The 19723-nt window shown below is 64.2% G+C and carries 17 protein-coding genes and 1 pseudogene; 8 read left to right on the forward strand and 10 right to left on the reverse strand.

From position 1 onward, the window contains the following. The first annotated feature begins 4 nt into the window (after positions 1-4). Together TZ03_RS09280 and TZ03_RS09285 are read left to right on the forward strand one after the other, a co-directional pair. Entirely contained in the window at positions 5-853 is an 849-nt protein-coding gene (locus TZ03_RS09280) for a DUF692 domain-containing protein (RefSeq protein ID WP_051097189.1), read from the forward strand. After that, entirely contained in the window at positions 846-1544 is a 699-nt protein-coding gene (locus tag TZ03_RS09285; RefSeq protein ID WP_051097190.1) for a DUF2063 domain-containing protein, read from the forward strand. Before TZ03_RS09280 ends, TZ03_RS09285 begins: the two co-directional genes overlap by 8 nt. Before the next feature lie 119 nt (positions 1545-1663). Here TZ03_RS09285 and TZ03_RS09290 read toward each other — a convergent pair whose 3' ends face one another. The 3 genes from TZ03_RS09290 to TZ03_RS09300 all read right to left on the reverse strand — a co-directional run bounded on the left by TZ03_RS09290 (position 1664) and on the right by TZ03_RS09300 (position 4356). Next, positions 1664-2146, reverse strand: a complete 483-nt coding sequence (locus tag TZ03_RS09290; RefSeq protein WP_051097191.1) for a DoxX family protein — start codon at positions 2144-2146, stop codon at positions 1664-1666. 186 nt (positions 2147-2332) lie between these two features. Then, positions 2333-3619 carry a sensor histidine kinase gene (locus TZ03_RS09295; protein WP_051097192.1) on the reverse strand — a complete coding sequence of 429 codons (1287 nt, stop codon included), beginning with the start codon at positions 3617-3619 and terminating at the stop codon, positions 2333-2335. Next, positions 3616-4356 (reverse strand): response regulator, encoded by a 741-nt coding sequence (locus TZ03_RS09300; RefSeq protein ID WP_051097193.1) that lies wholly within the window; start codon positions 4354-4356, stop codon positions 3616-3618. Before TZ03_RS09300 ends, TZ03_RS09295 begins: the two co-directional genes overlap by 4 nt. Positions 4357-4577: 221 nt before the next feature. Between TZ03_RS09300 and TZ03_RS09305 the strand changes: the two genes are divergently transcribed. Together TZ03_RS09305 and TZ03_RS09310 are read left to right on the forward strand one after the other, a co-directional pair. Next, entirely contained in the window at positions 4578-4853 is a 276-nt protein-coding gene (locus TZ03_RS09305; protein ID WP_051097194.1) for a DUF2790 domain-containing protein, read from the forward strand. A 10-nt stretch (positions 4854-4863) separates the two neighbouring features. After that, complete coding sequence (locus tag TZ03_RS09310) at positions 4864-5379, forward strand: thioredoxin family protein (RefSeq protein WP_051097195.1); 516 nt, start codon at positions 4864-4866, stop codon at positions 5377-5379. A 168-nt stretch (positions 5380-5547) separates the two neighbouring features. On the opposite strand, the gene TZ03_RS09315 is transcribed toward TZ03_RS09310, so the two are convergent. After that, positions 5548-6396, reverse strand: a complete 849-nt coding sequence (locus TZ03_RS09315; RefSeq protein WP_051097196.1) for a shikimate dehydrogenase — start codon at positions 6394-6396, stop codon at positions 5548-5550. Continuing rightward, a complete protein-coding gene (aroQ, locus tag TZ03_RS09320) occupies positions 6393-6842 on the reverse strand; it encodes a type II 3-dehydroquinate dehydratase (RefSeq protein WP_051097197.1) in 450 nt (149 codons plus the stop codon). The genes TZ03_RS09315 and aroQ overlap by 4 nt, the downstream gene beginning before the upstream one ends. A 317-nt stretch (positions 6843-7159) precedes the next feature. On the opposite strand from aroQ, the gene TZ03_RS09325 reads away from it, so the two are divergent. From TZ03_RS09325 to TZ03_RS09335, 3 genes are read left to right on the forward strand one after another with little or no spacing between them, the layout of a single operon-like run. Beyond that, positions 7160-8380, forward strand: a complete 1221-nt coding sequence (locus tag TZ03_RS09325) for a TolC family protein (protein WP_051097198.1) — start codon at positions 7160-7162, stop codon at positions 8378-8380. 50 nt (positions 8381-8430) lie between these two features. Then, positions 8431-9630: an efflux RND transporter periplasmic adaptor subunit gene (locus tag TZ03_RS09330; RefSeq protein WP_051097200.1), complete on the forward strand. Its 1200-nt coding sequence runs from the start codon at positions 8431-8433 to the stop codon at positions 9628-9630. 16 nt (positions 9631-9646) lie between these two features. Next, positions 9647-12793: an efflux RND transporter permease subunit gene (locus TZ03_RS09335; protein WP_051097203.1), complete on the forward strand. Its 3147-nt coding sequence runs from the start codon at positions 9647-9649 to the stop codon at positions 12791-12793. 114 nt (positions 12794-12907) lie between these two features. Here TZ03_RS09335 and TZ03_RS09340 read toward each other — a convergent pair whose 3' ends face one another. From TZ03_RS09340 to TZ03_RS09360, 5 genes are all read right to left on the reverse strand, one after another. After that, on the reverse strand, positions 12908-14245 hold the full coding sequence (locus tag TZ03_RS09340; RefSeq protein WP_051097205.1) for an MFS transporter: 1338 nt from the start codon (positions 14243-14245) through the stop codon (positions 12908-12910). 183 nt (positions 14246-14428) lie between these two features. Beyond that, a complete protein-coding gene (locus TZ03_RS09345; RefSeq protein WP_236692796.1) occupies positions 14429-15070 on the reverse strand; it encodes a hypothetical protein in 642 nt (213 codons plus the stop codon). A gap of 269 nt (positions 15071-15339) precedes the next feature. Continuing rightward, positions 15340-17490: a TonB-dependent receptor gene (locus tag TZ03_RS09350; protein ID WP_051097209.1), complete on the reverse strand. Its 2151-nt coding sequence runs from the start codon at positions 17488-17490 to the stop codon at positions 15340-15342. Positions 17491-17571: 81 nt separating this feature from the next. Then, positions 17572-17982 carry a DUF2946 family protein gene (locus TZ03_RS09355; protein ID WP_051097211.1) on the reverse strand — a complete coding sequence of 137 codons (411 nt, stop codon included), beginning with the start codon at positions 17980-17982 and terminating at the stop codon, positions 17572-17574. 167 nt (positions 17983-18149) lie between these two features. Continuing rightward, a complete protein-coding gene (locus TZ03_RS09360; protein ID WP_051097213.1) occupies positions 18150-18926 on the reverse strand; it encodes a ParA family protein in 777 nt (258 codons plus the stop codon). A gap of 218 nt (positions 18927-19144) precedes the next feature. Between TZ03_RS09360 and TZ03_RS28595 the strand changes: the two are divergent. Continuing rightward, a pseudogene (locus TZ03_RS28595) lies at positions 19145-19723 on the forward strand (transposase); the annotation flags it as partial.

Consider the following 19723-nt stretch of genomic DNA (forward strand, 5'->3'; position numbering starts at 1 on the left):
GTTCATGCACCCTGTACCTTTGTCCCCTCTACCTTTACAGACAGGGCTTGGCCTACGCCGCGGCCTGTTACCAGAGCTGCTGGCCATGGAGGCCGGTGCTGTGGATTTTCTCGAGTGCGCACCGGAAAACTGGATTGCCGTGGGCGGTGCCTATGGCAAGGGCCTGGCACAGCTGGCCGAGCGTTTTCCCATCGCCTGCCATGGGTTGTCGTTGTCACTGGGTGGCAGCGAGCCGCTGGACTGCCAGTTCCTCGACCAGACCCGTCGGTTTCTCGATCAGCATCAGGTGCGCCTGTACAGCGAGCACCTGAGCTACTGCAGCGATGACGGGCATCTGTACGACCTGATGCCGATTCCCTTCACCGACGAGGCCGTGCGCCATGTGGCGGTGCGGATACGCCAGGCCCAGGAGCACCTGCAACGGCGCATTGCCGTGGAGAACATCAGTTACTACGCCGCACCGTACCAGGCGATGAGCGAGCTCGATTTCATTCGGGCGGTGCTCGAGGAAGCCGACTGCGACCTGCTGCTGGACGTCAACAACGTCTTCGTCAACGCCTGCAACCATGCTTACGACGCCCGCGAATTCCTGGCAGGCTTGCCCACGGCGCGGGTTACCGGCATGCATGTGGCCGGCCATTACGATGAAGCGCCAGACCTCAAGGTCGATACGCATGGGGCCGCGGTGAAGGAAGATGTGTGGGCGCTGTACGCCATCGCCTGTGCGCGATTCGGCATTCAACCGACAGTGCTCGAACGTGACTTCAACTACCCACCACTGGCCGAGTTGCTGGCCGAGACGGCGCGTATTCGCGCTGTACAGCGTGCTTCGGGAGGGCAAGCGGATGAATGAGACCTTGCGCGAACAGCAGTACATCCTGGCCCGGCACCTGCGCGACCCACAGCGTCATCCCCCGCCCCCTGGCGTGGAGGCGCGGCGCCTGAAGGTGTACCGCGAGTTGTTCTATGGCGCCATCGAAGGCTTGCTGGCCGGCAGCTTCCCGGTGATGCGCCAGGCGTTGGGCGAACAGCGCTGGCATGCTCGCGTGCGTGACTTCTACGCCAATTACCGAAGCCAGACGCCATTGTTCACCGAGCTTGCCGAAGCGTTCGTCGATTACTTGCAAGGTATTGAACTGGATGCACCCTGGCAGTTGGAGCTGGCGCACTATGAGTGGATCGAGGCGCAGCTGTACTTGAGCGATGCCGAAGACCCGGTGCATGACCCTGCGGGTGACCTGCTGGCAGGTGAGCCGCTGCTGTCTTGCCTGGCGCGGGTGCTGGCCTATCGCTGGCCGGTAGAGCGTATCGGTGCCGCATACCAGCCAACGGTTGCGCCAGAGGCACCCACCTTGCTGCTGGTGTATCGCGATGCAGGGTTGCAGGTGCGCTTCGCGCGCCTGGCGCCGATGGTGTATCGGTTGCTGGCGCTGGAGCAGGGCAGCGGGCGGGCGCGGTTGCAGGCGTTGGGGGGTGATATGCAAGAGGGGCTGGCGCTGCTGGAAGGGTTGCGCGAGCAGGGTGTCATCATCGGTACATGTTGAGGCGTTGCGCCCCATCGCCGGCAAGCCGGCTCCCACAGGTGAAGCGCATGCCTTGAAACCTGCGCAGTACCTGTGGGAGCCGGCTTGCCGGCGATGGGCTGCGAAGCAGCCCCGAGTCATCACCTGCAGAATCGCGCCTTGAGCCAATGATCCAGGCTCAGCCGCCCAGCCCCGTTGAGCAGCAGTGGCACCAACGCCACCAGGTAGATCAGCGGCAACTTGAAGTTGCCAAAACCCTGGTCGGTAATGGCATAGCCCTGGGCCAGCTCGGCCAGGGTCGACCAATGCGCTGGCCAGTGCACCGCAGCTATCGCCACCACGGTCAGCATCATCAACCCCGCCGAAGCCAGCCTTGTACCCAGGCCTAGCAACAGCAGCAACGGCAGGATCAGCTCTGCCCACATCGACAGCTGCCAGTTCACCTGGGCGGGCAGCAGGTCGAAGGGAAACGGGAAGCTGGACTGCAAGTCAGAGAACCAGTTGTTGCCATTGAACTTCTCCCAGCCGGATTCGAAAAACTCCCAGGCCAGGAACAGCCGTAGCGGTAGGTCGGCGCTCCAGGTGCCGATGCGGTCGAAGGTGGTCATGGTGAAGGCTTTCATCGAGGAGGCTCCCGGGTGTGATGGTGTGATCGGGAGTGTGGGGCGGTGGGGTATCTGCAGTGTGTCGGTGGGGCAGGGGTTGTGTATCGGATTGTACTGAGAGGTTGCCTGAGTAGGCCCCATCGCCGGCAAGCCATGTGCAATTTCTGTGGGAGCCGGCTTGCCGGCGATGACGTCAGTTGCCGTTCATTTCAGCTCGATCTGTGCGCACAGCCCGCCGCTGTCGCGGTTGCTCAAGGTCAGCCGCCCGCCCATGGCCTGGATCAGCTGGTGGGCGATGGCCAGCCCCAGCCCGGTGCCGCCGGTGCTGCGGTTGCGTGAGCCTTCCACCCGGTAGAACGGCTTGAGCACTTCATCCAGTTCGCCACTGGGTATCCCTGGGCCGTTGTCGAGCACGCGGATCACGGTCATGCTGCCCTCGCGGCAGACTTCCAGCTGGGCCGCGCCGGCGAACTTGAGGGCGTTGTCCACCAGGTTCACCAGCACCCGGCGCAGGGCATGCGGGCGAGTTTCCAGCAGGCTGCCGGTGCTGCCACGGCGTTCGACCTGGGCGCCGCTGTCCTGGTAGTCGAACACCAGGCTGTCGAGGAAGGCGTCCAGGTTGACCCGGCAGGGCGGCTCGGTGCTGGTGTCCATGCTGCGCGCATAGGTCACGCCCTCGCGCACCAGGTGCTCCATCTCGCCCAGGTCGCTCCACAGCTTGTCTTTCTCGACCCCGTCGTCCATCACTTCGACACGCAGCTTCATGCGCGTGATCGGCGTTTGCAGATCGTGGGAAATGGCGGCCAGCAACTGCATGCGCTCCTTGAGGTGGGCGGCGATACGTGCTTGCAGGGCGTTGAAGGCCACGGCGGCGTAGCGCACTTCGCGCGGGCCGCTTTCGTCCAGTTGCACCCCGGGTTTGTCCGGGTCGAGGTTGTCCACCGCCCGCGCCAGGCGGGTGAGGGGGCCGATGGCCAGGCGCACCGCCAGCCAAGTGCACAGCAACAGCACGGTCAACTGGATCAGCAATACCACAGGCAGCCAGCGGGCCACCGGGACCGGCGACGGGGTTACGTCGATGGTCAGTGGTGCTCCGTCGGCCAGATTCAGGTGTGCCTGGAAGTGCGCGTGCGGACCGGGGATTTCCTGGAAGGTCAGGCGGTAGTCGGCGCCGATGGCCTTGACGATCGAATCAGCGGCCATGGGCGGGTCGCTGCTGGGCATGGCTTCGCCCGCCAGGCCCTGGTCCAGGCGGTAGCGGTAGGTACGCCGCTCCAGACGCGGCAGCCAGGCGGCACGTTCGGCCGCGGGCAGGTGGTCGAGGATGGCGACCGAGGTGGCCACGTCCTGCTCCAGGGTGCTGAGCATCATCGAGCGGCTGCTGATGTAGCGCTCGTAGGCCTGCAGGCCGAACGACAGGCCATAGGCCAGCACCAGGCCGGTGAAGAAGATCAGCGCCAGGCGCGAAGCCAGGGTACGTGGCCACTTCATAACGGCGACTCGAGCAGTTGCACCGGCAACGAGAACACATAGCCCTCGCTACGCACGGTCTTGATGCAGGCGGGTTCGCGGGCGTCGTCACCCAGGCGCTGGCGCAGGCGACTGACCAGCAGGTCGATGGAGCGGTCGAAGATGTCGGCTTCACGGCCCTGGGTCAGGTTGAGCAACTGTTCGCGGCTGAGCACCCGTTGCGGATGGTCGAGAAACACCCGCAGCAGGCGGTATTCAGCGCCACTCAAGGCCACCAGGGTGCCTTCGCTGTCGAGCAGGTGGCGCGCGGTGGTGTCCAGCCGCCACTGGCCGAAGCCGAGCAGGCGGCTGCTTTCGCTGATGGTCAGGTTGGGCGGCAGCATGCGCGTGCGGCGCAGCACGGCATTGATACGGGCAAGCAGTTCGCGGGCCGAGAACGGTTTGGTCAGGTAGTCGTCGGCGCCCATTTCCAGGCCGATGATGCGGTCGGTTTCGTCGTTGCGGGCGGTCAGCATCAACACCGGCGTGTTGCGGTGCTTGCCGGCGCGCAGTTCGCGGCACAGCAGCAGGCCGTCATCGCCGGGCATCATGATGTCGAGGACGATCAGGTCGACGCTGTTGGCTTCGAGAAAGGCGCGCATCTGTCGGCCATCGGCGACGATGCTGGTGCGCAGGCCGTTTTTCTTCAGGTAGTTGCCGACCAGTTCGCGGATCTCGCGGTCGTCGTCGACGATCAGGATGTGATCGACGTGTTCCATGAGCTGCGTTCCTGTGCAAGAGGGGGATGGGCGCAGTGTACCGAGCGCGCTCGCGCTTGCCTGCGGGCTTTTGTATTGCAGTGTATCTGGCGCTGGCACTGATACAGGAAGAAGCACATCACCGCCTTGGGCGACACATACGGGATACCTGGCGGGCGTGAAATGGCTCTCGACCGGGGAGCAGCACTCCCCACACCCAAGCGTTACACAGGAGAGATGCCATGAACGTCAAGACCTTTGTCAGTGCCAGCCTGTTCGCCGTGCTCAGCTTCGGTGCCATCGCCGCCCAGGCCGCCACGGCCCCGATGAACGATGCCGGGGTCATGCAATATCGCTACGGCGACCACCTGGATGTGAAGAAGGTACTTTCGGTACAGGATGACCAGAGCAACGCCTGCGGCCTGGTGAACACCCGCATGGACTACCTCGATTCCAAGGGGCAGCAGCAAAGTGTGCAGTACCGCAGCTATGCCACCGGCGGTTGCCATGAGAATTGATCGCCGCTCGATGTTGAAGGTGGGCGGCATTGCCTTGGCGCTGATCGGCGTGGGCCTGGCCGGGCACTTGGCAGCCCGCGACAGCTACGGCGCCATGCCGTCGCTGTCGGGCGCCAGCCAGTGGCTGAATTCCGCGCCACTGGATGCTCCGGGGCTCAAGGGCAAGGTGGTGCTGGTGGACTTCTGGACCTGGGATTGCATCAACTGCCAACGCAGCCTGCCCCATGTGAACGACTGGGCGAGGCGTTATGCCGACCAAGGGTTGGTGGTGGTCGGCGTGCATACGCCAGAGTACGACTACGAGCACGACGTTGGCACCTTGCGTGACAAGGTCGCCAGGCTGGGTATCGGTTACCCGGTGGCGGTGGATAACGACTACAAAGTGTGGAATGCCTGGGGCAACCAGTTCTGGCCAGCGCATTACTTTGTCGACCGCAAGGGGCAGGTGCGCCATGTGCACTTTGGCGAAGGGGATTATGGCGGGCAGGAGAGGGTGATACAGGCGTTGCTGGATGAGAAAGGGTGAGTTGCCTGCATGGATTATTGTGGGAGCGGCCTTGTGTCGCGAAAGGGTTGCGCAGCAGCCCCAGGTTTCAGCTGTAATGCGCAAATCCCTGGGGCTGCTGTGCAGCCCTTTCGCGACACAAGGCCGCTCCCACAGTTACAGCGCAGGCTTTTGGGGCGGTGCGATCTATCAGGTGAAACTGGCGAAATGCGCCTGCATCCGCGCCGCATCCGCCTGCCGCCCGCTGAACAGCTCGAACGCTTTCACCGCCTGGAACACCGCCATGTTGCTGCCATCCAGCGTCCGGCAACCCAGTGCCCGGGCGGCGCGCAGCAGTTCGGTTTCCAGCGGGAAGTAGATGATCTCCGCTACCCACAGGCGCGCATGCAGCAGCTCGACTGGCAGCGGCGTGCCCGGCAGCTTGGCCATGCCGACGGGTGTGGTGTTGACCAGCCCATCCGCCTCGGCCAAGGCCGTGGCCAGGTTGCTGCCGACCACGGCGCGACCAGCGCCAAAATGGGCATTCAGGTTATCTACCAGCGCCTGCGCGCGGGCCGTATCCACTTCGAACAACACCAACCGCTCGACCCCTTCACCCAGCAGGGCGTGGGCCACGGCCGAACCTGCACCACCGGCACCCATCTGCACCACCTGGCGTCGTGCCACGTCTGGCAGACCGCGGCGCATACCTTCGGCAAAACCCAGGCAGTCGGTATTGTGGCCAACCCGCTTGCCGTCCTTGAGCACTACGGTGTTCACCGCGCCGATACCGCGGGCTTCGTCTGAAAGTTCGTCGAGCAGCGGCAGGATCGCCTGCTTGAACGGGTAGGTGATGTTGAGCCCGGTGAAGCCGGTGTGTTGTGCCGCATCGAGCAGGTCGGGCAGGGCACTGTCGTCCAGTTGCAGCTGGTCGGCGTCGATCAGCCGGTACAGATAGCGCAGGGCCTGGGCATCACCTTCGTGTTCATGCAGGGCAGGGGTACGCGACAGTTGGATGCCGCGGCCGATCAGGCCGGCGAGGATGGCGTGCCGGCTCATGCTGTGCGCTCCTGGAGCATTTCGGCGAAGTGGCTCAAGGCCATGCGGTAGCCATGGCTGCCCAGGCCGCAGATGACGCCCACGGCGATGGACGAAACGAACGACAGGTGACGGAACGGTTCGCGCTTGTGCACGTTGGACAGGTGCACTTCGATAACGGGCAGTTCGCTGGCTACCAAGGCGTCGCGGATGGCGACCGAGGTGTGGGTCCAGGCACCGGGGTTGATCACGATACCGGCGCAGCGGCCGCGGGCGGCGTGGATCCAGTCGATCAGTTCACCTTCGTGGTTGGTCTGGCGGAATTCGATTTCCAAGCCTTGGGCATGGGCGCTATCGGCACAACTCTGGGCCAGGTCAGCGAGGGTTTCGTGGCCATATTGGGCAGGCTCGCGGGTGCCCAGCATGTTCAGGTTGGGGCCGTTGAGCACGAGAATAAGGGGCTTCATGACTGGCATCGCTTTGTTGTTGTTGGATGCGTCTAGTTTTGTACCGCCTGGTTAGTTTAGTCAATTTGACTGAGCCTCCATGTTGGGAAAGTGGGCGATTATCGAACTTTATGTGGTCTGTTCCGGCCCTTTCGCGGGCAAGCCCGCTCCCACAGCGACAGCACTGGCGATAACTGTGTAGGAGCGGGCTTGCCCGCGAAAGGGCTGAAACAGACGGTCACAAGCTTGATTACAGAATTGTAATCTTGCCGCCACCGCCCCGATAACCAGGCTTCCCTACAGTCCCTCGCCAACGCTCGTCGACGAGGACCTGTTTCGTGCCCATCCCCCGCAAGATCATCTTGCTCTGCCTATTGCTGGCCGGCGCCCCCAGCGCCCAGGCTGGCCAGAGCCTGAGCCTGCCCCAGGCGCTTGCCGCTGCCTTTGCCCAGAACCCGGAGCTGGCCGCTGCCGGCCGTGAAATCGGCATCGCCGATGGTGAGCGGCGCCAGGCCGGGCTGATCCCCAATCCGGAACTGTCCTGGGAGGTCGAGGACACTCGCCGTGACACCAGCACCACCACTGTCACCCTCAGCCAGCCCTTGGAACTGGGCGGCAAGCGTGGGGCACGTATCAGCGTGGCCGGTGCCGGCCAGGCCATTGCCCAACTTGACCTGGAGCGCCAGCGCAATAGCCTGCGCGCTGATGTGGTACAGGCTTTTCACGCAGCCCTGCGCGCGCAGACCGCGCTGGAGCTGGCGTATCAATCGCAGGCATTGACCGAGCGTGGGTTGCGGGTGGTGCAGGGGCGGGTGAGCGCCGGCCAATCCTCGCCAGTGGAAGCTACCCGGGCCCAGGTGCAACTGGCCCAGGCCCAGGCCGAAGTGCGTCGTGCGCAAACCCTGCGTAGCGTGGCCTACCAGGCCCTGGCACGGCTCACCGGCAGCCCGTTGGCAAGCTTCGACCAGTTACAAGCTGCCAACCTCTCCCCTGGCGATGCTCCCCGCGCGCAAGCCTTGCTCGACCAGGTCGAACAGACTGTCGAATGGCGTCTGGCCGCCGCCCAGGTCGAGCGCGGTGACGCGGCCCTGGGGTCGGAAAAGGCCCAGCGTATTCCCAACCTCACCGTCAGCCTTGGTAGCCAGTACAGCCGCGAAGAGCGCGAGCGCGTGAATGTGGTGGGCTTGTCCATGCCGTTGCCGCTGTTCGACCGCAACCAGGGCAACGTGCTGGCGGCCGCGCGCCGTGCCGACCAGGCGCGTGACCTGCGCAACGCCGTCGAACTGCGCCTGCGCAGTGAAACCCGCAGCGCCCTCAGCCAGTGGGCCACGGCCATGCAGGAAGTGCAGGCCTATGACCGCACTATCCTGCCCGCTGCGCAACAGGCGGTGGATACCGCCACCCGCGGTTTCGAAATGGGCAAGTTCGCCTTCCTCGACGTACTCGACGCCCAGCGCACGCTGATCGAGGCACGCGGGCAGTACCTCGAGGCATTGGCCCAGGCGACCGACGCGCGTGCGCAAGTCGAGCGGATCTACGGCGACCTCGGTTCCCGGTGACGACCGATGGCCGCGGCGCAGGACATTTGCATTCAACAGCAGGAGCAACAATGAACAACCCACGCAAGCTCGCCCTCCTGGCCGTGGCCGTTGCCGCCATTGGCCTTGGTGGCCTGGCCTGGACCGGTAACCTCGGCCAGGCATCGAGCACTGAAGCCCACCACGACGACCATGGCGAGGACAGCCATGGCCATGGCGAGGAGCAGGCCGACGAAGGCCATGCCGAAGAAGAGGGCGAGCTGCACCTGTCCAGCGCCCAGATCGCAGCCGCCGGTGTGCAGTTGGCCACCGCTGGCCCGCGTGAGCTGGGCACCGCCATCAGCTTCCCGGGGGAAATCCGCTTTGACGAAGACCGTACCGCCCACGTCGTGCCGCGCGTGCCCGGTGTTGTCGAGGCGGTGCAGGCCGAGCTTGGCCAGGCGGTCCAGCGTGGCCAGGTGCTGGCGGTGATCGCCAGCCAGCGGATTTCCGACCTGCGCAGTGAGCAGCAGGCCGCCCAGCGCCGCCTGGCGTTGGCGCAACTGACCTTCCAGCGTGAACAGCAGCTGTGGCAGGAGCGCATCAGCGCCGAGCAGGACTACCTGCAGGCCCGCCAGGCGCTGCAGGAGGCCGAGATTGCCGTGGCCAACGCCCGGCAGAAGGTTGCCGCCGTGGGCCCGGCCGGTGTCGGCAACCGCTATGAGCTGCGCGCACCGTTCGATGCGGTGGTGGTGGAAAAGCACCTGACCGTGGGCGAGGTGGTCGATGAGACCAGCAATGCCTTCACTCTGTCCGACCTGAGCCGGGTGTGGGCCAGCTTCGCCGTTGCCCCGCGGGACCTGGACAAGGTGGTGACCGGCCGCAATGTCACAGTCAGCGCGCCGGACCTGGGTGCCCAGGTCGAGGGCAAGGTCAATTACGTTGGCAGCCTGCTCGGCGAGCAGAACCGCGCCGCTACTGTCCGTGCCACCCTGGCCAACCCCAACGGCGCCTGGCGTCCCGGCTTGTTCGTCAATATCGCGGTCAGCGTCGAGCGCTTCAATGCCGCCGTGGTGGTGCCGGAAAGCGCCCTGCAAACCTGGGAAGAGCAGACGGTGGTATTCGTCCGCACCGAAGCAGGCTTCGAGGCCCGCCCGGTGCAGACCGGCCGGCGCGACGCCGGCCAGGTGGAGGTCATCAGCGGCCTTGCCGCCGGTACTCAGGTGGCGACTGCTGGCAGCTTCGTCCTCAAGTCGGAGCTGGGCAAGGGCTCGGCCGAGCACAGCCATTGATCACGGGGACGCCTGTATGTTCGAACGCCTGATCCAATTCGCCATCGAGCAGCGCCTGGTGGTGATGCTGGCCGTGGTCCTGATGGCCGCGGTGGGTATCCACAGTTACCAGAAACTGCCGATCGACGCTGTACCGGACATCACCAATGTCCAGGTGCAGATCAATACCGCCGCGCCCGGGTATTCCCCGCTGGAGACCGAACAGCGCATCACCTTCGCCATCGAGACCGCCATGGCCGGCCTGCCCGGGCTCAAGCAGACACGCTCGCTATCGCGCTCGGGGCTGTCGCAGGTCACGGTCATTTTCGATGACGGCACTGATATCTTCTTCGCCCGCCAGCTGGTCAACGAGCGCCTGCAAGTGGCGCGTGAGCAGTTGCCCGAAGGGATCGAGGCGGGCATGGGGCCGATTTCCACGGGGTTGGGCGAGATCTTCCTGTGGACCGTGGAGGCTGAGCAAGGCGCGCTGAAGGAAGACGGCACACCTTACACCCTGACCGACCTGCGGGTGATCCAGGACTGGATCATCAAGCCGCAGTTGCGCAATGTGCCGGGGGTGGCCGAGGTCAACAGCATCGGCGGCCATGCCAAGCAGTACCTGATTGCGCCGGAGCCCAAGCGCCTGGCCGCCTACAAACTCACCCTCAACGACCTGATCGCGGCGTTGGAGCGTAACAACGCCAACGTTGGCGCCGGCTATATCGAGCGCAATGGCGAGCAGTTGCTGATTCGCGCGCCGGGCCAGGTGGTGTCTGCCGCGGACATCGCCAGCATCGTCATCGCCAGCGTTGACGGTACGCCGATCCGTGTCAGCCATGTCGCCGAGGTTGGCCTGGGCGAAGAATTGCGCTCGGGTGCGGCCACCGAAAACGGCCGGGAAGTGGTGCTGGGCACGGTGTTCATGCTGATTGGCGAGAACAGCCGCACGGTATCCCAGGCGGTCGCCGCCAAGCTGGTCGAGATCAACCGCAACCTGCCCAAGGGCGTGGTCGCGGTGACGGTGTACGACCGCACCAACCTGGTGGAAAAAGCCATCGCCACGGTGAAGAAGAACCTGGTCGAAGGCGCCATCCTGGTTATCGCCGTGCTGTTTCTGTTCCTGGGTAACATCCGCGCCGCGTTGATCACTGCCATGGTCATCCCGTTGTCGATGCTGTTCACCTTCACTGGCATGTTCAGCAACAAGGTCAGCGCCAACCTGATGAGCCTTGGCGCGCTGGACTTCGGCATCATCGTCGACGGTGCGGTGGTGATCGTGGAAAACGCCATTCGCCGCCTGGCCCATGCCCAGCAACGTCACGGCCGCATGCTGAGCCGTGCCGAGCGCTTCCACGAAGTGTTCGCCGCCGCCCGCGAGGCGCGCCGACCGCTGATCTACGGGCAACTGATCATCATGGTGGTATACCTGCCGATCTTTGCCCTGACTGGGGTGGAGGGCAAGATGTTCCACCCCATGGCCTTCACCGTGGTCATCGCTCTGCTTGGCGCCATGATCCTCTCGGTCACCTTCGTGCCGGCAGCCATTGCCCTGTTCGTCACCGGCAAGGTCAAGGAAGAGGAAGGCCTGGTGATGCGCACGGCGCGCCGGCGCTATGCCCCGGTGCTGGCGTGGGTACTGGGCCGGCGCAAGCTGGCGTTCGCCGCCGCCAGCATGCTGGTGTTGATGTCCGGGGTGATGGCCAGCCGCATGGGTAGCGAGTTCATCCCCAGCCTCAGCGAGGGCGACTTCGCCCTGCAGGCCCTGCGCGTGCCGGGTACCAGCCTGACGCAATCGGTGGACATGCAGCAGCGCCTGGAGCAGGCGATCATCGCCCAGGTACCGGAAGTGCAGCGGGTGTTCGCCCGCACCGGCACCGCCGAGATCGCCTCCGACCCGATGCCGCCGAACATTTCCGATGCCTATGTGATGTTGCGCCCGCGCGAGCAATGGCGTGACCCGGGCAAGCCGCGTGACGCACTGATTGCCGAAGTGCAGCGTGCCGCAGCCAGTGTGCCGGGCAGCAACTACGAGCTGTCGCAACCGATCCAGCTGCGCTTCAACGAGCTGATTTCCGGGGTACGCAGTGATGTGGCGGTGAAACTGTTCGGTGATGACATGGATGTGCTCAACCGCACCGCCGCGCAAATCGCCAGCAGCCTGCAGGGTGTGCCGGGAGCGTCCGAAGTGAAGGTCGAGCAGACCAGCGGCCTGCCGGTGCTGACCATCGACATCGACCGCGACAAGGCGGCCCGCCATGGCCTGAACGTGGGCGATGTGCAGGATGCCATCGCCATTGCCGTCGGTGGCCGCACGGCCGGCACCTTGTATGAAGGCGACCGCCGTTTCGACATGGTGGTGCGCCTGTCGGAAACCTTGCGCACCGATGTCGACGGGCTGGCCAGCCTGCTGATTCCGGTACCGGCCAGTGCCGCTGCGGGCGCAGGGCAAATCGGCTTCATCCCGCTGTCGCAGGTGGCCACGCTGAACCTGCAGTTGGGGCCGAACCAGGTCAGCCGCGAGGATGGCAAGCGAGTGGTGGTGGTCAGTGCCAACGTGCGTGGGCGCGACCTGGGGTCGTTCGTCGAGGAAGCCGAACAGGCCCTGATCGGTCAGGTACAGATTCCGCCGGGCTACTGGACGCGCTGGGGTGGCCAGTTCGAGCAACTGCAGTCGGCGGCCGAGCGCCTGCAGGTGGTGGTGCCGGTGGCCTTGCTGCTGGTCATGGCGCTGTTGCTGATGATGTTCAACAACCTCAGGGATGGCCTGCTGGTGTTCACCGGCATTCCGTTTGCCCTCACCGGCGGGGTGCTGGCGCTGTGGTTGCGGGACATACCGCTGTCCATTTCTGCCGGGGTGGGGTTCATTGCCCTGTCGGGGGTGGCGGTGCTCAATGGGCTGGTGATGATTGCCTTTATCCGTGGCTTGCGTGAAGAAGGCCGCACGCTGCGGGCAGCGGTCGAGGAGGGGGCGCTGACGCGTTTGCGGCCGGTGCTGATGACGGCGCTGGTGGCGTCGCTGGGGTTCATACCGATGGCTTTGGCCACGGGGACCGGGGCTGAGGTACAGCGGCCGCTGGCGACGGTGGTGATTGGCGGGATCCTGTCGTCCACCGCGCTGACCTTGCTGGTGTTGCCGGCGTTGTATCAGTGGGTGTATCGGCGGGAAGAGCTGCAGGAGGGCTGAGAACCTGGGGCCGCTTTGCGGCCCATCGCGACACAAGGCCGCTCCCACAGGGGAACGCACAATCCTGTGGGAGCGGCCTTGTGTCGCGATGGGCTGCGCAGCAGCCCCCAAATCTCAAACGGTACGACGAACTCCAGGCCGCTCGCCGCCCGCTCCCAGCTCATCATGCAACGAAATCCGCGAAGTCTCCGGCAACGCCAACCCGCCCACCAACGCCACCAGCGCAATCACCACCAGATAGAACGCCGGTGCCAGGCTGCTGCCGGTCTGCCCGATCAGCCAGGTCGCCACCAGCGGCGCGGTGCCGCCAAACAGCGTGTAGGCCACGTTGTAGGTAATCGCCGAGGCGGTATAGCGGGTGCGGGTAGGGAAGCTCTCCGACAGCAAGGCCGCCGTCACCACGCCACTGCACAACGCCCCCACCGCCAGCAATATCACCCCCAGCAGGGCACCGGACATCGAGCCGGAGCTGGCCAGCCAGTACGCAGGGAACACGCACAGCATCACCCACAGGCAGGTAAAACCGATGGTCTTGCGCCGCCCGACCCGGTCCGAGAATGCCCCGGCCAGCGGGCAGCCAACGGCGGCGAACAGCAGGGCCACGGTAGTTACCAGCAGCGACTGCGCACGGCTCAGGTTGCCGACCAGTTGCAGATAGGTGGCGAAGTAGGTGGTGAACATGTAGAACGACAGCGCGGTCAGCGAGATGAATGCCCCCAGGTTGCGAATCGCCCGTCCATGGTGGCGCAGGGTTTCCTTGAGCGGCGAATGTTCATGCTCCTTGCCCTGGGCGATGGCTTCGCGGAACGCCGGAGTTTCCTCCATGCGCCAGCGCAGGTACAGGCCGACTAGCCCCAGCGGTGCGGCGATCAGGAACGGGATGCGCCAGCCCCAGGCATTCATCGCCTCGCTCGACAGGCTGGCTTCCAGGCCATAGGCAATTACCGCCGCGCAAGCAAAGGCGGAAAAGGTCGAGACCGGCACGAAACTGCCGTAGAAGGCACGCTTGTCGCTGGGCGCGTGTTCCATCAGGTAGGCGCAGGCACCGGCGTATTCACCGCCGGCGGAAAAGCCTTGCAGGCAGCGCGCCAGGGTCAGCAGCGCGGGGGCTGCCAGGCCGATGCTGGCGTAGGTCGGCAGCAGGCCGATCAGGGTGGTGGAGCCGGCCATCAGCAAGATGGTCAGCGACAGGATGCGCTTGCGCCCCAGGCGGTCGCCCAGGGCGCCGAACACGATGCCGCCCAAGGGGCGCAGGGCGAAGGCCACGGCGAACACCGCGAAGGTCTTGAGCAAGGCCACGCTGGCGTCTTCGCTGGCGAAAAACTGGCTGGCGATCAGGGTGGCAAGAAAACCGTAGACGGCAAAATCGAACCACTCGACGAAATTGCCGATGGCCGAGGCGGCGATCACCTTGCGCAGGGTGGCGGGGGATACCTCATGAGGTGCGGACATGCGGGGGCTCTCCGGTTCCATTGGCAGCCATGATGAAAGTGGCGCGGTCTGGGCCGCGCCATCATTTTTGTGCTGCCAGTAGATAGCCGGGCGCTGCAAGGCGCTTTGTCGAGGGCGACCTCGGGATACCTGATTCAACCGAAAGTGCCGGGCTGATCATGATGGCCCCAGCGCCGGCGTGGTTCATTGCCGGCCGACTTTCCATGGGGCGTATTCCAACTCGCTGTAACCCTTGGCTACACCATCGGTGTCGACCTTGAAGCCCGGCAGGCTGTGCAGGTCAAGCGCCATGCAGCGGCGGTTGAGTTCGGCCTGCAGTTGGCCATCGAGACGGAAGTCATCCGGCCGGTTCGGGTGGGGATATATTTGCACCAGGCAGCCTTGGACCTTGCCCTGTGCATTTGCCTCATAGTAGAGCGAGGCCCTGCCGATACTGTTTACCGGCTGGTCGCGCAGCAGCTGCTGCCAGAAGAATTCGCGTTGCGCATTGGCTTGCCGCCGAGCGCTATCAGGTGCCTGGGCGAAAGCGGGCAGCACCACGAACAGCGGGGCGCGTACTTCCACTGTACCGTTCTCTTCGCGCAGCGACTTGGGCACCGCCGGGTAGATGGTCTTCCAGCATTGCGCCTCGACCATGCTGGCCAACGCCTTGAAGTCCGAGCGTTGCAGGTCGGTGGGCAGTACTGTTTCGTACTTGATCGGAGCCTTGCTGGCTTTGCAACTGATGGGTGCGGAGTTCTGGTCGAGGGTGACATCGAGCATGACCACGCCGATTTGCTTGTCGGTATCTGCCGTAGCGATGCCCAGCCTCAGCGCTTGTTGCATGTCGCTGACGAATGTTTTACGCGCCTGCTTGTCCTCCTCGGATGCAGGCCGATTCTGGCAACCCGCCAAGACAATGAGTGCGGCGGCCACGATTGCCGGAGACAACGATCTGAACACAGAAACTTCCTTGATGTGATGGAGCCGGCTTCATTCCGGCATGAGTGAGAACCGACATTATCACTCGGAATGCTTGAAGACTTTGTGTGGTTTGTGTGTGGGAAATGTCCTGTTTAGCGGTATCGGCGCCATGGCCGATACCGCCCCTTCCATCAGAAACGCATATCCAGCGCCAGCTCGAAGGTGCGCGGCGGCCCCATGTAGTACTGGCTGTTGTAGGCTTGCTTGGCATACACCTCGTCGGTCAGGTTGCGCACCCGCCCGGTGAGCGCGGTGTGCTCATCCAGCCGGTAGCGGGCGAACGCGCCGAACAGGGTGTACGCCGGTGCCTTGAGGCTGTTGGCGTTGTCGGCATACACCGAGCCCACGTAACGCCCGTCCGCCCCCACCGACCACGCCGGGGACAGGCTATAGGTCAGCCACAGGTTGGCGACGTTGGCCGGTACGTTCACCGGTGCATTGCCCTTGCGCGACACCGACACGCCGTTGACCGCCTCGTTGAACTCATCGTATTGCGCATCGACATAGGCATAGTTGGCCTCGGCCAGCAGCTTCGGCGTTACCTGCAGGCGCCCGGACAGCTCGACGCCGCGCGAGGTCTGCTGCCCCGCCTGGACCGTGAGGTTGGCGTCGTTCGAGTCGCGCACGGCAAAGTCCTTGCGCACGATCTGGTACAGCGCCAGCGTGGCCGCGCCGCGGCCGTCGAGAAAGTCGAACTTGCTGCCCACTTCCCACTGCTCGCCCTTGGACAGGTCGAACAGCCCGACGTTGGAGTAGGTCGCTGCCGCCAGCGAACCGGCCGGCAGGTCGGCGGAGGTGCTGTATTGCGCGTAGAGGCTGGCCGAGTCGGTCAGCGCATAGGTCAGGCCGATGCGACCGGAAAGCGGTTCCCAGCGCCGTTCGAAGAACGCCGGTGAGGTTGGTGTCACTGCGCCGTAGTTGGTCACCTCCATGTCCAGGTAGTCGTAGCGCAGGGCTGTCAGCAGGGCCAGGCGCTCGGTGAGTTGCAGGCGGTTTTCGGCAAACAGCGCACGGTTGATTACCTCGTGGCGGCGTTGTTTGCTCAGGCCGGCGTTCACCCCGGGGATGTCATCGAAACTACCAGGGTCGAAGTGCTCGGCATCGACCACGTCGCTCCAACTGCCCGAGGTGGGGTAGAGGGTCTGGCGCATGCGCGAGTATTCCAGCCCCAGCGACCACTGGCTGGCCAGGCCCAACAGCTGGTTGTCGTGGCGCAGTTCGATACGGTCGCCCAGCAGGTTCTGGTCGTGGCGCTGCAGGTAGGGGCTGCTGCGCTGCACCTGGCTATTGCTGGTATAGGCGTAGCGTTCGAGGTTGCGGTAGTCGCGCTGGGCGTTGTAGTGGTACAGCGTGTTCTGCAGGCTGGTGCTGTCGCTGAGCTGGTAGTCGAGGATCGAGCGCAGCCAGCGTACCCGTTGCTCGTAGCGGCCGTCGCCGACGTTGTAGTTTTCGAAGCGGCGGCTATTGTCGATTTTCATCGTGCTGCGCCCGGGCAGGATCGGCGAGCCCCAGTAGGGGCTGTCTTCACGGTCTTCCTGGTACTCCAGCGCCAGGGTGTGGGTGAGGTTGGGCGCCAGGTCGCTGAGCAGTGAGAAGGCCAGGCTGTCGGTGTGTCGCTCGTTGCGGTCGACGTAGCCATTGCCATGCCCACGGCTGAAGTCCAGGCGCATGAAATGGCGGGCGTCGGCGGGGTTGCTGGCCAGCGCCTGGTTGATGCCGAACGCCACCTCGCTATCGTCGAAACTGCCATAGCGTATACGGCCGTCGATGATCTGCGGGTCGCGGCTGGCCAGCTTGGTGATGTAGTTGATCGAACCGCCCACTGCTCCTGCGCCATGCAGGAACGAGGACGGCCCGCCGATCAGTTCGACGCGGTCCAGCACCCAGGCATCCACCGGCCGCGTGGCGCTGCTGTAGCCGAGGTTGATGCCGTTGTACAACTGGGTGACCTGGTTCTGGGTGAAGCCGCGGTAGGCGACGAAGCCGCCAAAACCGGGGTTGGCCGAGGCGTTGACGCCGGTCATTGCGTTGATCACGTCCTGGCTGTCCTTGGCACCGCGTTCTTCGATCAGGCGACGGTCAGAGACGCTGACCGAGGCGGGCGTTTCCCGCGCGGTGAGGCCCAGGCGTGAGCCGGTGCGGATCGGCTCGTCCAGTTGCACGCCGGTGGCGGCGTCGCGGTCGCCATCGATGGTGGTGGCGCTGAGTTCCACGGGGACGCTGTCGGCCCAGGCAAAGCTGCAGGTGCCCATGAGGAGCACCAGGGAGGTATGGCGGAGCATGTTGGTTGGTCTTCCACGCAAAGGTCATGGCTGAGCTGAGCACGGGCGTAGCGGCACGCAGGCAGGCGCGCCCGGCTGAGGTCAGGCGAAATGAAATACGGCTGCGGGGAAAGCGGCGGGGGAGGCGCGGGGGTTGAGGGCGGGGCGTTGATAGCGCGGCGGCGGTTGCGCCCAGCTGCGCACGACGATGGGCGAGGTGGCCACGGCTTGCGCCGGGCTGAACGACCAGCCGCCGCTGCTGAGCGGCACGGCAAGGCCGAACGAGGAACACACCGGGCAGTCGAGCTGGGCCATGTGCTGGTCGCCGCCAGCGCCATCGAGGTCGATGGCCACGCCGTGCTCGCTGTTGATCGAGCAGAAACCACCCTCCAGCCCGGCCAGGCGCAGGCCACCCATCTGGCCATGGTGCAGGCCACATAGCAACAGGCTGAACAGGACGCTGGCATAGAGCGTCCAGGCGGTCAGCGTGCGGGTGTGCCGGGAGGTTTTCATGGCGGCGAATCTACCACCCCGACAAGCGGTCGGGTAGTGCTTTGCTTCAGGATTTTGGGGCTGCTTTGCAGCCCATCGCGACACAAGGCCGCTCCTACAAGCGGTCGCATTCCTTTGTAGGAGCGGCCTTGTGTCGCGAAAGGGGCGCAAAGCGCCCCCGGGTTCTGTCAGGCCGCGCGCTCGAGCACATCCAGCAGGTCGACGAACTCCAGCGCCAGTTTGTGGCGTGGCGCCAGGTGCACCAAGGGCACCGACGCCTGGTGCGATTCCCGCATCTTGATCGAACTGCTCAGGTACACCGGCAGCACGGGCATGCCTTCGCTGCGCAATTGGTCGACCAGGGTCTGGTGCAGCGCGGTGCGCCCGGCGAACTGGTTGACCACTACCCCCTCCACTTGCAACGCTGGGTTGTGGTCCTGACGCAACTCTTCGACCTCGGCCATGACGCTGTGCAGGGCCTGGCGTGAGAAACTGTCGCAGTCGAACGGGATCAGCAGCCGCTCGGCCGCCACCAGCGCGCTGAAGGTGTAGAAATTGAGCGCGGGCGGGGTATCGATGTAGATCCGCTCGTAGTCCTCGCCCAGTTCCACCAGCAGCTTGCGCAGTTTGTTGATCTTGAACTTGCTCTCCAGCTTGCTCTGCAGGTCGCTGAGGTCGGGGCTGGCGGTGACCAGGTGCAGGTTGTTGTAGCGGGTTTCGGTGATCGCCACGCGGTGCTTCTTGCCGGCGGCGGTGACGGGCGTCAAGGTCTGGCGGAAGAAGTCGGCGATGCCGGAAGGAATGCCGTCATTGACCAGGCCGGTCAGGTAATAGGTGGCATTGGCTTGCGGGTCGAGGTCGACCAGCAAGGTCCGGTAGCCCTCGGCGGCACTGGCTGCGGCGAGGTTGCAGGCGATGCTGGATTTGCCGACGCCACCTTTCTGATTGAAAACCACACGACGCATGAGACGCTCATCCATGAAATGAAAATGTCAGGTTGGGGTCAATCCTATGACTGAAACACGACAGTTTTATGACAAGGTTTGTTACAACCTGCACTTTCATCTTCATCTCTACCGGCCCTTTCGCGGGTAAACCCGCTCCCACACAGGCTGTGTGAAAACCTGAAATTTTGAGCCAGCTCCTGCAAAATGCCCCGCATCAACGATGCGGGGCATTTTTCATGGCGTACATTCAGGGCGAACCACGGAATCAGACCAGCCTGTTTCCAGTCTCGATTGATGAGCTTATCCCGGCCGATCATCTGGTGCGCGTCATTGATGCGTACGTTGCCCGAATTGATCTGAAGGTGCTGGGCTTCGACAAGGCCGAGCCCAAAGTGAATGGACGCCCGCCTTACAACCCCGCGCTTACAACCCCGCTGATTTGCTCAAGCTGTACCTATACGGCTACTTCTACCAGATCCGTTCTTCCCGTCGCCTTGAAGCCGAATGTCAGCGCAATGTCGAGGTCATGTGGTTGCTCAACCGTCTTGCTCCTGACTTCAAAACCATCGCTGATTTCCGTAGAGACAACACTGTGGCGTTTTCAGCCACCTGCCGTGCTTTTGTGCAGTTCTGTCGAAGTGCGGGCTTGGTCAAGGGGGATCTCGTCGCAATTGATGGCAGCAAATTCAGAGCCGTAGCTTCCAATCGCCGTCATATCAGCACCAAACATCTCAAGCGGGACCTGGAAAAGTTGGATCAACGTATTGCTCGTTACCTGGCGACCCTGGATGAGTCGGATCAGAGTGAAAGTGCCG

It is taken from the genome of Pseudomonas sp. 10-1B, from assembly GCF_000935045.1.
In the GTDB taxonomy this organism is placed as follows: Bacteria; Pseudomonadota; Gammaproteobacteria; order Pseudomonadales; family Pseudomonadaceae; genus Aquipseudomonas.